Origin of the sequence: Streptomyces broussonetiae (assembly GCF_009796285.1) — a bacterium.
GTDB classification, from domain to species: domain Bacteria; phylum Actinomycetota; class Actinomycetes; order Streptomycetales; family Streptomycetaceae; genus Streptomyces; species Streptomyces broussonetiae.
This window is the reverse complement of sequence record NZ_CP047020.1, coordinates 6,854,991-6,867,761: the sequence shown is the minus strand read 5'-3', so window position 1 is coordinate 6,867,761 and position 12,771 is coordinate 6,854,991. Positions and strand designations below refer to the sequence as shown.

Genomic DNA, 12,771 nt, shown 5'->3' with positions numbered 1-12,771 from the left:
GACCCACGGTGGGGCCCGGAGCAGATCTGCCAGGCTCTGCGCGCCCTCTTCCCCCGACGGCCGGAGATGCACGTGGTCCACGAGACCGTCCACCAGGCCCTCCATGTCCAGGGCCGGGGCGAACTGCGTCGCGAACTGGCCCAAGCTCTGCGCACGGGCCGCGTGCGGCGCAAGCCCCGCCGTCAGGCTCAGCAGCGGCAGCCCCGCTTCCGCGACCCGATGGTGGTGATCAGCGAACGGCCGGCCGAGGTGGAGGACCGGGCCGTGCCCGGCCACTGGAAGGGCGACCTGATCATCGGCAGGGACGGCGCCTCCGCCATCGGCACCCTCGTCGAGCGTGCCACCCGCTACGTGATGCTCCTGCACCTGCCCAATGTTCTGGATGAAGTCCCGCAGCTCGGGGTTCTGGCCGATCTTCCCCGGCTTCGGTCCGGGTCGGCGTGCGTCGGCGCGGGCCTGAGCTGCGTGCGGGCGGTAATGCCACTGGCCCCGGGTCCCGACGGTCCGGTTGCGGCGTACCTCTCTGCTGATGGTCGAGGGACTGCGGCCCAGTTCAGCAGGTATCGCGCGGATCGTGGCCTTCCCCCGCAGCCGGTCGGCAAGGTAGATCCGGTCGTCCTCCCGCAGGTACCGGGACATCCCAGAAGGCGGCACTGCCGGTCGAACCGGGTGTGCCGCCTTCTGCTTGCGGTCGGCGTTGCGACCGTTGCGCCCATCGTCGGCCGGTCTTGGGATACCGACGATCTGGCACGCCTTGTTGTTGCTCAGGCCCTGCTGCATGAGCTGGAAGTTGCCTCCCGCTCACGCAGCAGCTTCCTGCGGCCCTGGACTACGGTCCGCAGCTCCCGGATCGTGAAGTCCATCGCATCCCCTGAACCGGGGTGTTGCAACGACCACTGGAACGGGAGCGGGCCTTTCGTGCGGTCGTCGGTCAGGCCGCGGAGACCGGTACGTACGGCGCCAGGTCCGCTGCCAGTTCCTCGTGCACCCGGACCTTGAGCAGGGTGCCCTCCGCGGTGTGCTCCTCGGAGATCACCTCGCCCTCGGAGTGGGCGCGGGCGACGAGCTTGCCGTGGGTGTACGGCACGAGCGCCTCGATCTCGACCGCCGGGCGGGGCAGATCGTTGTCGATCAGGGCAAGCAGTTCCTCGATGCCCAGGCCGGTGCGGGCCGAGACAGCGAGGGAGCGCTTCTCGTTGCGCAGCAGCCGCTGGAGGACCAGCGGGTCGGCCGCGTCCGCCTTGTTGATCACGACGATCTCGGGCACGTCGGTGGCGCCGACGTCCCGGATCACCTCGCGCACGGCGGCGAGCTGCTCCTCCGGTACCGGATGCGAGCCGTCCACCACGTGCAGGATCAGGTCGGAGTCACCGACCTCCTCCATGGTGGAGCGGAACGCCTCGACCAGGTGGTGCGGCAGGTGGCGCACGAAGCCGACCGTGTCCGCCAGGGTGTACAGGCGCCCGCTCGGGGTCTCCGCGCGGCGGACGGTCGGGTCCAGGGTCGCGAACAGGGCGTTCTCGACCAGGACACCGGCGCCCGTGAGGCGGTTGAGCAGGGAGGACTTGCCGGCGTTGGTGTAGCCCGCGATGGCGACGGACGGCACCTTGTTGCGCCGGCGCTCCTGGCGCTTGATCTCGCGGCCGGTCTTCATCTCCGCGATCTCCCGGCGCATCTTCGCCATCTTCTCGCGGATCCGGCGCCGGTCCGTCTCGATCTTGGTCTCACCGGGACCACGAGTGGCGAGGCCGCCGCCCTTGCCGCCGCCCATCTGGCGGGACAGCGACTGACCCCAGCCGCGCAGCCGCGGCAGCATGTACTGCATCTGCGCGAGCGCGACCTGCGCCTTGCCCTCTCGGGACTTGGCGTGCTGGGCGAAGATGTCCAGGATCAGGGCCGTACGGTCGATGACCTTGACCTTGACGACGTCCTCCAGCTGGATCAGCTGGCCGGGGCTCAGCTCACCGTCGCAGATGACGGTGTCCGCGCCCGTCTCGAGGACGATGTCGCGCAGTTCCTGGGCCTTGCCGGAGCCGATGTAGGTGGCCGCGTCCGGCTTGTCGCGGCGCTGGATGACGCCGTCGAGCACGAGCGCGCCCGCGGTCTCGGCCAGGGCCGCCAACTCCGCGAGGGAGTTGTCGGCGTCCTGGACGGTACCGGTGGTCCACACGCCGACGAGCACGACCCGCTCCAGACGGAGCTGGCGGTACTCGACCTCGGTGACGTCCTCCAGCTCGGTGGAAAGACCTGCCACACGGCGCAGGGCCGCGCGCTCGGACCGGTCGAACTGGTCGCCGTCCCGCTCGCCGTCGATCTCGTGGCTCCAGGCGACGTCCTCTTCCATCAGGGCATCGGCCCGAAGACCCTCGGGATAGGTGTGCGCGAGGCGCTTGGTGTCCTGGGAAGAGGAAGAAGAGGAGGTCATTGGATCCTTACGTCGATGGGATGGCCGCTACGGCGTCGGTGGTGTGGCCTTGCGGGGCTACACGTCCGGTCAACGTACGAGTACCCCGGGAGATTCCCGTGTCCCGTCTCGCGCCGACTCCAAGATGGTCGCACGAGGCGGCTCGTCTCGTCACCGTGTTATCGCGCGCTGCGCGACCCCACGCCCCCGGCGTTCCCATGCGCCCCGGACCCCGCGGGCCGGGCGTTCGCGCCTGCTCCGCGGCCCTTGGCCCCGGCCCTGTCGTGGGCTGCGTGGCCCTGCGGGCCGGTCGATGAGGCCGGTGCCTGGGACTTCCAGTCCGGGTGACCGGGCATCGGCGGGGTCTTCTCGCCGTACAGCCAGGCCTTGAAGAAGCCGCTCAGGTCACGGCCGGAGATCGTCGAGGCCAGCTGGGCGAAGTCGGCGGTGGTGGCGGTGGAGTCCCGGTGGACGCGGACCCAGACCCGCTCGAGCCGTTCGAAGGCCTGGCGGCCGATCTCCTGGCGCAGGGCGTAGAGCACGAGGGCGGCGCCGTCGTAGATGTTCGGGCGGAAGATGCCGATCTTCTGTCCGGGCGCGGGCGCCTTGGGCAGCGCGGGCGGGCCGCCGGCCTCGCGCCAGCGGTCGGACGAGGCGTAGGCCAGCTTCATCCGGTCCTCCATCGGGCGGTGCGCCTTCTCCTCGGCGTACAGCGCCTCGTACCAGGTGGCGTGCCCCTCGTTCAGCCAGACGTCGGACCAGGTACGCGGGCTGACGCTGTCGCCGAACCACTGGTGGGACAACTCGTGCACCATGACCGACTCGACGTACCACTTGGGGTAGGCGGGCTCGGTGAACAGATTCTTCTCGAACAGGGAGAGGGTCTGTGTCTCCAGCTCGAACCCGGTGGAGGCCTGGGCCATGAGCACGCCGTAGGTCTCGAACGGGAACTTCCCGACCTTGCTCTCCATCCAGGCGATCTGGTCGGGCGTCTTGGCGAGCCAGGGGTCGAGGGCCTTCTGGTCGGCGGCCGGCACGACGTCGCGCACCGCGAGCCCGTCCGGCCCGTCGTGGTGGACCACGGCCGAGCGGCCGATGGACACCTGGGCCAGCTCGGTCGCCATGGGGTGCTGGGTGCGGTAGGTCCAGGTGGTCGTGGAGGCGCCCCGGTCCGCTCCGGCCGGCAGGCCGTTGGCGACGACCGTGTAGGCGTTCGGGGCGGTGACGTGGAAGGTGAACATCGCCTTGTCGGACGGGTGGTCGTTGCACGGGAAGACCAGGTGGGCGGCGTCGGCCTGGTTGGCCATGGCGAGTCCGTCGGACGTGCGCACCCAGCCGCCGTCCTGGTCCTTGGCGGGGACGGGGTCGCTGGTGTGCCGCACGGTGATCCGGGTCCAACTGCCCTCGGACAGGGGGTGGTCCGGGGTGACGACCAGGTCCTCGCCGGCGCTGGTGAAGTCCGCCGGGTGCCCGTCGACCTCGACGGAGCGGACGGTGCCGTGCGCGAAGTCGAGGTTGATGCGCTCCAGGTCCGCCGTGGTCCGGGCGTCGATGGTGGTGACGGCCTCGAGCGGCTTGTCGTTTCTGCCGGGGTAGGTGAAGGACAGGTCGTACGACGCCACGTCGTAGCCGGGGTTGCCCAGGTACGGGTAGAGGCGGTCGCCGACGCCCAGGGGCTCGGCCGGGGCCGCGGCGGCGAGGAGGCAGACGGAGACGGCGGAGGCGAGCAGGGCCGCCTTGTGGTGCCGGGAGATCCGGGGCATGCACCGGGAACGGGGGGTGAGCAGCATGCATCACCGCTACCAGTGCCCCGCCGGGCTACGACGGCGACGCGCGCCCGGCCCACCCGAACGGGTTGGCCTGCCGGGACCTTCTGGCCACGCTCCGGTCGCGATGCCCGTCGCTGCAGCTCGGCCACGGACCGTCGCTGCGCCTCGGCCACGGGCACCCTCGGAGCCGTAGGAGTCTCAGGAGGCGGGGGCCTGGTGCGTGGCGCGGGCCACGTCGTAGACGCCGGGCACGTCCCGCATGGCGCGCATCAGGGTCGGCAGGTGGGCGGCGTCGGGGAGCTGGAGCGTGTATGTGTGCCGTACGCGCTGCTGGCTGGGCGGTTCCACGGTCGCCGAGACGATGTCGACGCCGGTCGAGGAGATCGCCTCGGTGAGGTCGGCGAGCAGATGGGGTCGGCCGAACGATTCAGCGACCAGCGTGACCCGGATGTCGGTGGTGTCCCCCCAGCGCACGCCGATCTCCGCACGGCCCCTGCCCTTCATGTGCGTCACCGTGGCGCACTCGACGCGATGCACGGTCACGACTCCCCCGCGCACGGCGAAGCCGGTGATCTCGTCCGGTGGTACGGGCGTGCAGCAGCCGGCCAGCCGTACGGTGGCCCCGGGCCGGTCCGCGAGGACGTCCGCGCCCCGAGGACGGGCTGTGCTCTGCCGGGCTGTGCTCTCCTGGGTGGTGCCGTCCTCGGGGACGCCGTCCGCGGGGCGCGTCTGGGCGGTGCCGTCGGCCGGTACGGGGCGGGACTCGGTCCCCTCCTCGGTCCCGGTGCCGCCACCGGGGTGTGTGGCCAGCCAGCGCTGGATGGCGATGCGGGCGGCCGGGGTGTGCGCGTGCTCCAGCCATTCCCGGGAGGGCTCGGAGGCCGGGTCCTGGCCCATGAGGAGCTGGACGGTGTCGCCGTCCTTCAGGACGGTGCTGAGGGTCGCCAGGCGGCCGTTGACGCGGGCGCCGATGCAGGCGTGGGCGTCCTCGCCGTACTGGGCGTAGGCGGCGTCCACGCAGGTGGCGCCCTCGGGCAGGCCGAGGGTGCCGCCGTCGGGGCGGAAGACGGTGATCTCCCGGTCCTGGGCGAGATCCTCACGCAGGGTGGACCAGAAGGTGTCGGGGTCGGGGGCGGCCTGCTGCCAGTCGAGGAGGCGGGAGAGCCAGCCGGGGCGGGTGGGGTCGGCGCGCTCGCCGTCGCCCGGGACGTCGGGGGCCGGAGCGTCGGAGGCGGGGGCGTACGGATTGCCGAGGGCGACGACGCCGGCCTCGGCGACCTTGTGCATCTGGTGGGTGCGGATGAGGACTTCGACGACCTGGCCGTCCGGCCGGGCGACGGCGGTGTGCAGCGACTGGTACAGGTTGAACTTGGGTACGGCGATGAAGTCCTTGAACTCCGAGACGACCGGCGTCATACAGGTGTGCAGTTCACCGAGGACGCCGTAACAGTCGGCGTCCTCGTTCACGAGCACGAGCAGGCGGCCGAAGTCGCTGCCGCGCAGCCGGCCGCGTTTGCGGGCCACCCGGTGGACGGAGACGAAGTGCCGGGGGCGGATGAGGACTTCGGCCTGGATGCCGGCCTCGCGCAGCACCCCGCGCATCTCGTCGGCGACCTCGGCGAGCGGGTCGTCGGGGCGGGCGGCGTTCTCTGCGATGAGTTCGCGGGTGTGCTCGTACTCCTCGGGGTGGAGGATGGCGAAGACCAGGTCCTCCAGTTCGGTCTTCAGTGCCTGGACGCCGAGACGCTCGGCGAGCGGGATGAGGACGTCGCGGGTGACCTTGGCGATCCGCGCCTGTTTCTCCGGGCGCATCACGCCGAGCGTGCGCATGTTGTGCAGCCGGTCGGCGAGTTTGATCGACATCACGCGGACGTCGCTGCCGGTGGCCACGAGCATCTTGCGGAAGGTCTCGGGCTCGGCGGCGGCACCGTAGTCGACCTTCTCGAGCTTCGTCACACCGTCGACCAGATAGCGCACCTCCTCGCCGAACTGCTCACGCACCTGGCCCAGTGTCACATCGGTGTCCTCGACGGTGTCGTGGAGCAGGGAGGCGGTCAATGTCGTGGTCTCCGCGCCGAGTTCCGCGAGGATCAGGGTCACGGCGAGCGGGTGGGTGATGTACGGCTCGCCGCTCTTGCGCATCTGGCCGCGGTGCGAGGACTCCGCGAGTACGTAGGCGCGACGCAGCGGGTCGAGGTCCGCGTCGGGGTGGTGGGCGCGGTGTGCCTCCACGACATGGCCGATGGCGTCGGGCAGTTTGCCGCGGACGGCCGGGCCGAGCAGTGCGGCCCGGCCGAGTCTGCGCAGGTCGATCCGGGGCCGGGACTTCCTGCGGTCCGCCCGGGGCACCGCGGGGGCGGTGGCCGCCGCGGCCACTGTGGGCGCTGTGGGCGCTACCGGGCCAGGGGTCGCAGGGTTCGTGGCCTCCGCACTCATGGGCACCTCCGGCTCGTGGACCGGCGGACGGGGCTCCAGGGCGTACGCGGCTCAGGGATGGCGACGTTCCCCCGTCCGTGCCGGTGCTTGATGCTACCGAGCCCACCACGCGCGACCGACCGCCTCTCGCCGAGCGTGAAACGGATCACCCATTCGAGCTACGGAAACAAGGTTTAGGTTTGCGCCACGCGCCCTGGGCTCGGCCGTCGTGCCGAACGCCCCCCGGCCACCGGAAACCGCAGATCCGGGCACCAACCGGCGTTCATCGCATGGTTACGCCGCGTCAACTGACGGCGTTTTCCAGCCATTCACCATCGATCTCGCCCTCGGCGACGATCACAGCGGGTCCGGTCATCTCGATCTCGCCGTCGGGCCGCTCGGTGATGACGAGACGGCCCCCCGGCACGTCCACGGTGTACGTGGCCGGGGTGCCGGTGACGGCCGGGTCGACTCCGTCGCGCCGGGCGGCGGCCACGGCGACGGCACACGTGCCAGTGCCGCACGAGCGGGTCTCGCCGGAGCCGCGCTCGTGCACGCGCATGGCGACGTGGCGGGGGCCGCGGTCGACGACGAACTCGACATTCACACCGTCCGGGTAGGCCGCCGCCGGGCTGACCGGCGGCGGGTCGAACAGTCGGCCCGCGTGCCCGAGGTCTTCGACGAAGGCCACCGCGTGCGGATTGCCCATGTTCACGTTGCGCGCGGGCCAGCTGCGCTCGCCGACGGTCACCGTGACCTCCCCCTCGGGGAGGCGGGCCCGGCCCATGCCGACCGTGACGTCGCCGTCCTTGGCGAGGTGGACCTGACGTACGCCCGCGCGCGTGGCGATCGCGAAGTCACCTTCGGCCACATGTCCGGCGTGCTGGAGATAGCGCGCGAACACACGGACGCCGTTGCCGCACATCTCGGCCACCGAGCCGTCGGCGTTGCGGTAGTCCATGAACCACTCGGCCTCGGCGGCCATCGCCCTCGCCTCCGGGTGCGCGGCCGAGCGCACCACGTGCAGCACCCCGTCACCGCCGACGCCGGCCCGGCGGTCGCACAGGGCGGTGACGGCTGCCGGGGTCAGGTCGAGGGCGTTCTCGGGGTCCGGGACGATCACGAAGTCGTTCTCGGTGCCGTGACCCTTGAGGAAGGCGATCCGCGTGCTCATTCTTCGATCGTACGGGGTGGGTACGACACTCCCCGCGTCGGCCGTGACCCGCGGGCCCTAGCGCAGCCGGGCCACCCGCCACACCGCCAGGACCACCACGACGGCCACCAGCAGGACGTACGCGAGGACGACCCGCCAGTCGACCCTGCGGCCGGAGCCGCGCGGGGGCAGGCCCGGCCAGGTGTGGCCCACCCGGCGGGCGGCCATCATGCCCCAGCCCGCGGCGCAGGAGCAGATCAGCAGGCCGAGCATGGCGATGACGGCACCGCTGTCGCCGAAGTCGAAGGCGAGCGGGAAGGCGAACATCAGGGAGCCGACCGCGGACAGTCCCACGATGGGCGCGAGCTGCCAGATGCGCAGCCGGCGCTGCGGGCGCAGCTCGACCTCGACCTCCGGGCCGCCCCCGTACATCTCCTCGGGTGCCGGGCCGTCGGCGGTCACACCGTCCGGCGACTCGTCGGGACCGTCGTCGGCCAGGCGGCCCTCGGCCAGACCGTTCAGCCGGTCGTCGCTCGGGCGGTCCGTTTCCCGGCGGTCGTCGGCCGGTCCGCCCTCGGTCGGACGGTGCCCGGCCGGAGCCCGCTCACCGCCATGGGCGGTGACGTGCTCGGCACCGTGTGCGGTGTCGCGAGGGCCGGCCTCCATCGCCACGCGCCCTCCCAACTAGGCTCCACTTGGTCGATCGAAGCTCGATGATGGCACGGCGCCGAAGGCCTCGATGACCGGCGGCGCATCCCGATGCCATCACGTGATCAGGCTGTAACCGGTCGTTCGACCAACGCCAGGGCCTGGTGCGGAAGTTCCCCGCGGTCCACCGCGGCCCCACTCAACCAGTGCACCCGGGGATCGCGCCTGAACCACGAATCCTGACGGCGCGCGAAGCGCTTGGTCGCACGGACGGTCTCGGCCCTGGCCTCCGCATCGGTGCACTCCCCGGCGAGCGCCGCGAGCACCTGCTGGTAGCCCAGCGCCCGCGACGCCGTGCGCCCCTCGCGCAGGCCCTGCGCCTCCAGTGCGCGCACCTCGTCCACGAGGCCGGCCTCCCACATCCGGTCGACGCGGTGCGCGATGCGCTCGTCCAGCTCCGGGCGGGCCACGTCGACGCCGATCTGGACGGTGTCGTAGACCGAGTCGTGACCGGGCAGGTTCGCGGTGAAGGGCCGGCCGGTGATCTCGATCACCTCCAGCGCCCGGACGATACGGCGGCCGTTGCTGGGCAGGATCGCGCGGCCGGCCTCGGGGTCGGCGGCGGCCAGCCGGGCGTGCAGCGCGCCCGAGCCGCGCAGGGCCAGCTCCTCCTCCAGGCGGGCGCGGACCTCGGGGTCGGTGCCGGGGAACTCCAGATTGTCGACGGCCCCGCGGACGTAAAGGCCGGAGCCGCCGACCAGGATCGGCCAGCGACCCTCGGCCAGCAGGGCGTCGATCCGGGCGCGGGCGAGCCGCTGGTACTCGGCGACGGAGGCGGTGACCTGCACGTCCCAGATGTCCAGCAGGTGGTGCGGGATCCCGCCGCGTTCCTCGGGCGTCAGCTTGGCGGTGCCGATGTCCATCCCTCGGTACAGCTGCATGGAGTCGGCGTTGACGACCTCGCCGCCGAGTTGGTGGGCCAGGAAGACGCCGAGATCGGACTTTCCGGCCGCGGTGGGGCCGACAACGGCGATGACGCGGGGGGTGGGGAGTGCACTGCTCACCGCACCAGTTTCGCAAACCTCCCGGTGAGGTCTCGAACGAGTTACGTGACGGGCGGGATCCCGCGTCGTTGCCCGTGCGAGGTTGCGCCGTCCGGCCTAACCGTAGGTGGTGACCCGGCTGGCGCAACCATACGCACCGGGTGACGCGGGAATTCCCCCGCACGAGTACCGTATGGAGTGGATATGGGCGTGTTTGCTCGAATCTTCAGCAGGTCGAAGGCGACTGCTGAGGCGTCGGCCGCCGAGGCACAGAACGGCACGGAGCCGGAGGGTGCCGAGGCGGAGGCAACGGAGCCGGCGGCTGAGGAGGCCGCTCCGGCGGAGGCGAAGGGTGCGGCCGGGGACGGGCGCGAGGAGGTGGCGGCCCGGTCGGACGTCGGCGCGGACGACGCGTCCGAGGGTTCCGGCATCCCCAAGCAGCAGTCCGCCGAGGAGGCTGCCGACAGCGCGGCCGGCGAGGGCGCACGCAGGTAACTGTCCCGCGAGGGAAGGTGGACCATGGGTCTGTTGGACAACATGAAGGCCAAGCTCGGCCCGGCCAAGGACAAGGTGTCGGACCTCGCGCGGCAGCACGGGGACAAGGTCCAGCACGGCATCGACAAGGCCGCGAAGGCCGTCGACGAGCGGACCAAGGGCAAGTACAGCGACAAGATTCAGGCGGGCACGGGCAAGGCCAAGGAGGCGATGGACCGCCTCGCGCACAAGGAGGGAACCGGCCCTGAGACGGCCGGCACCGACCCGGCGACGCCCACCGGCCCGCAGGAGCCGCCCTCGGCCTCCTGAACGGCTCAGGGCTCGCTCCCTGAGCCGTTCCGGGCTCTCCGCACGGCCATGGTGGTCGTCGGACGGCCGTGCAGCGCACCCGCGCCACGGCCGTCCGCCGTCTGCGTGCCCTTTCGTGCCGTGCGCCGTGCGCGCGCCTGTCGTGCTGCCGTGCGCCGAGGTCGCGCGGGGCCGGGTCCGCTAGGACCAGGCGGCGACCACGTATCCCACGCCGTAGGGCGCGTCCTCGTACAGCAGCGTGCCGCTGAGGTCCGCGCCCTCGGCGGCGCCGGCCAGGAGCTGCCAGGGGGCACGGCCGGACGCCTTCAGTTCGTGTGCCAGTCCGGGGTCCAGCGCCTTCACGGCCGCCACGTCCGCGGCACCGAGCGCCCGCGCGACCTCTGCGTCGAAGGGCGCCGCCCGCTCGTCCAGGTAGCCCGGCGCCTTGAGCGTGCGGCAGGCACTGGCGTCCCCCATCACCAGCAGCGCGACCCGTCCGGCCCGGGCGCCGATCTGCCGGCCGGCGTCGACGCACCGCGCGGGCTCGAGGGATTCGCCGACGCCGAGTCCCTCGATCGGGGCGTCCGCCCAGCCGGTCCGCTCGAGCAGCCAGGCGCCGACGGCCAGCGACGACGGCAGCTCGCGCCCGGGAACGGCATCCCCGACAGGGCCCAGGTGTACATCGACGCCGGCCCCGAACCCGCGGAAGGATCCCGGGCTGCCCTGCGGAAACGTTCCGCGCCCGCTCCGCCCGGCGGGTCCGACGACCACCAGGAGGTCCGGGCGGGCGGCGGCGAGCACACCGAGGGCGTCGGCGCAGGCCGAGCGCGCGGCGTCCATCTCGGGTGCGGCACCCGCGGCGACCTCGGGGACCAGCAGCGGAGGGCAGGGACAGACTGCGGCGGCGACAAGCATGAGCGGCAGAGTAACGCCGTACGCGGGCCGAGTCGCTCCGAGTCGCTCCGGGTCGCTCCTCGGCCCGTCCATGGCGGGACCTCAGTCGCAGCCGCACCCACTCGCCACGACCGGCAGCGGCTCCGGCACGCCGATCTTCGGCAGGCCCAGCATCACGCCCGCCGGCTTGGCCGCCTCGGCGGCGTTGCGCTTCTCCCAGGCGTCGCCCGCGCGCGTGCGGCGCGTGGCGAGGACGGGGCCCTCGGCCAGGAGGTGGTGCGGGGCGGCGTAGGTGATCTCGACCGTGACCACGTCGCCGGGGCGGACCTGCGCGTCCGGCTTGGTGAAGTGCACCAGTCGGTTGTCGGGCGCGCGGCCGGACAGGCGGTGGGTGGCGCCGTCCTTGCGGCCCTCGCCCTCGGCGACCATCAGCTCCATGGTGCGGCCGACCTGCTTCTTGTTCTCCTCCCAGGAGATCTCCTCCTGCAGGGCGACGAGACGCTCGTAGCGCGCCTGGACGACCTCCTTGGGGATCTGGTCGTCCATGGTCGCGGCCGGAGTGCCGGGCCGCTTGGAGTACTGGAAGGTGAACGCCTGCGCGAAGCGGGCCTCACGGACGACGTGCAGCGTCTGCTCGAAGTCCTCCTCGGTCTCGCCGGGGAAGCCCACGATGATGTCGGTCGTGATCGCCGCGTGCGGGATCGCGGCCCGCACCTTCTCGATGATCCCGAGGTAGCGCTCCTGCCGGTAGGAGCGGCGCATCGCCTTGAGGACCGTGTCCGAGCCGGACTGCAGCGGCATGTGCAGCTGCGGCATCACGTTCGGGGTCTCGGCCATGGCCGCGATCACGTCGTCGGTGAAGTCACGGGGGTGGGGGGAGGTGAAGCGGACGCGCTCCAGGCCCTCGATCGTCCCGCAGGCGCGCAGCAGCTTGCTGAAGGCCTCGCGGTCACCGATGTCGGAGCCGTAGGCGTTGACGTTCTGGCCGAGCAGCGTGATCTCGGAGACGCCCTCGCCGACCAGCGCCTCGATCTCGGCGAGGATGTCGCCGGTGCGGCGGTCCTTCTCCTTGCCGCGCAGGGCCGGGACGATACAGAACGTACAGGTGTTGTTGCAGCCGACGGAGATCGACACCCAGGCCGCGTACGCGCTCTCGCGCCGGGTCGGCAGCGTGGACGGGAACGCCTCGAGGGACTCGGCGATCTCGACCTGCGCCTCCTCCTGCACCCGTGCGCGCTCCAGCAGGACCGGCAGCTTGCCGATGTTGTGCGTGCCGAAGACGACGTCCACCCAGGGCGCCTTCTTCACGATGGTGTCCTGGTCCTTCTGCGCCAGACAGCCGCCGACCGCGATCTGCATGCCCGGCCGCGAGACCTTCTTGGGCGCGAGGCGGCCGAGATTGCCGTACAGGCGGTTGTCTGCGTTCTCCCGCACGGCACATGTGTTGAAGACCACGACGTCCGCGTCGCCGTCGGAGCCCTCGGGGGCACGCACGTACCCGGCCTCTTCGAGCAGGCCGGACAACCGCTCGGAATCGTGGACGTTCATCTGGCACCCGTAAGTGCGAACTTCGTAGGTCTTGGGTCCCTGAACGTCCACTTCGAGGCTCCGGTCACTGCTGCTGGTCATGCTTCAAGGGTAGGCGGTTCCCGGAGAGCCTCC

At 71.8% G+C, this 12,771-nt stretch carries 10 protein-coding genes and 2 pseudogenes; 3 read left to right on the top strand and 9 right to left on the bottom strand.

Annotation, left to right across the window (positions count from 1 at the left end; genetic code table 11):
• Positions 1 to 6: 6 nt before the first annotated feature.
• A pseudogene (locus GQF42_RS31690) lies at positions 7 to 372 on the top strand (IS30 family transposase); the annotation flags it as partial.
• A 6-nt stretch (positions 373 to 378) separates the two neighbouring features.
• Here the strand turns inward: GQF42_RS31690 and GQF42_RS47985 are convergent.
• The 7 genes and pseudogenes from GQF42_RS47985 to miaA form a co-directional block, all read right to left on the bottom strand.
• Positions 379 to 863: pseudogene (locus GQF42_RS47985) on the bottom strand (helix-turn-helix domain-containing protein); the annotation flags it as partial.
• 68 nt (positions 864 to 931) lie between these two features.
• Positions 932 to 2,425, bottom strand: a complete 1,494-nt coding sequence (hflX, locus tag GQF42_RS31680; protein ID WP_158925575.1) for a GTPase HflX — start codon at positions 2,423 to 2,425, stop codon at positions 932 to 934.
• 158 nt (positions 2,426 to 2,583) lie between these two features.
• The gene (locus GQF42_RS31675; RefSeq protein ID WP_158925573.1) at positions 2,584 to 4,194 is read right to left on the bottom strand and encodes a M1 family metallopeptidase; all 1,611 of its coding nucleotides are present in this window, start codon (positions 4,192 to 4,194) and stop codon (positions 2,584 to 2,586) included.
• Positions 4,195 to 4,371: 177 nt separating this feature from the next.
• Complete coding sequence (locus GQF42_RS31670) at positions 4,372 to 6,609, bottom strand: RelA/SpoT family protein (RefSeq protein WP_158925571.1); 2,238 nt, start codon at positions 6,607 to 6,609, stop codon at positions 4,372 to 4,374.
• A gap of 283 nt (positions 6,610 to 6,892) precedes the next feature.
• Complete coding sequence (dapF, locus tag GQF42_RS31665; RefSeq protein ID WP_158925569.1) at positions 6,893 to 7,762, bottom strand: diaminopimelate epimerase; 870 nt, start codon at positions 7,760 to 7,762, stop codon at positions 6,893 to 6,895.
• A gap of 57 nt (positions 7,763 to 7,819) precedes the next feature.
• A complete protein-coding gene (locus tag GQF42_RS31660; RefSeq protein WP_158930803.1) occupies positions 7,820 to 8,407 on the bottom strand; it encodes a hypothetical protein in 588 nt (195 codons plus the stop codon).
• A 107-nt stretch (positions 8,408 to 8,514) separates the two neighbouring features.
• On the bottom strand, positions 8,515 to 9,453 hold the full coding sequence (gene miaA, locus GQF42_RS31655) for a tRNA (adenosine(37)-N6)-dimethylallyltransferase MiaA (RefSeq protein ID WP_158925567.1): 939 nt from the start codon (positions 9,451 to 9,453) through the stop codon (positions 8,515 to 8,517).
• A 183-nt stretch (positions 9,454 to 9,636) separates the two neighbouring features.
• Between miaA and GQF42_RS31650 the strand changes: the two genes are divergently transcribed.
• Both GQF42_RS31650 and GQF42_RS31645 read left to right on the top strand, forming a co-directional pair.
• Positions 9,637 to 9,927 (top strand): hypothetical protein, encoded by a 291-nt coding sequence (locus GQF42_RS31650; RefSeq protein ID WP_199272866.1) that lies wholly within the window; start codon positions 9,637 to 9,639, stop codon positions 9,925 to 9,927.
• A 24-nt stretch (positions 9,928 to 9,951) separates the two neighbouring features.
• Complete coding sequence (locus tag GQF42_RS31645) at positions 9,952 to 10,236, top strand: antitoxin (RefSeq protein ID WP_158925565.1); 285 nt, start codon at positions 9,952 to 9,954, stop codon at positions 10,234 to 10,236.
• A gap of 180 nt (positions 10,237 to 10,416) precedes the next feature.
• Here the strand turns inward: GQF42_RS31645 and GQF42_RS31640 are convergent, their stop codons facing one another.
• The gene (locus tag GQF42_RS31640) at positions 10,417 to 11,130 is read right to left on the bottom strand and encodes a class III extradiol dioxygenase subunit B-like domain-containing protein (RefSeq protein ID WP_158925563.1); all 714 of its coding nucleotides are present in this window, start codon (positions 11,128 to 11,130) and stop codon (positions 10,417 to 10,419) included.
• A gap of 81 nt (positions 11,131 to 11,211) precedes the next feature.
• On the bottom strand, positions 11,212 to 12,738 hold the full coding sequence (miaB, locus tag GQF42_RS31635) for a tRNA (N6-isopentenyl adenosine(37)-C2)-methylthiotransferase MiaB (protein ID WP_158925561.1): 1,527 nt from the start codon (positions 12,736 to 12,738) through the stop codon (positions 11,212 to 11,214).
• Positions 12,739 to 12,771 lie beyond the last annotated feature (33 nt).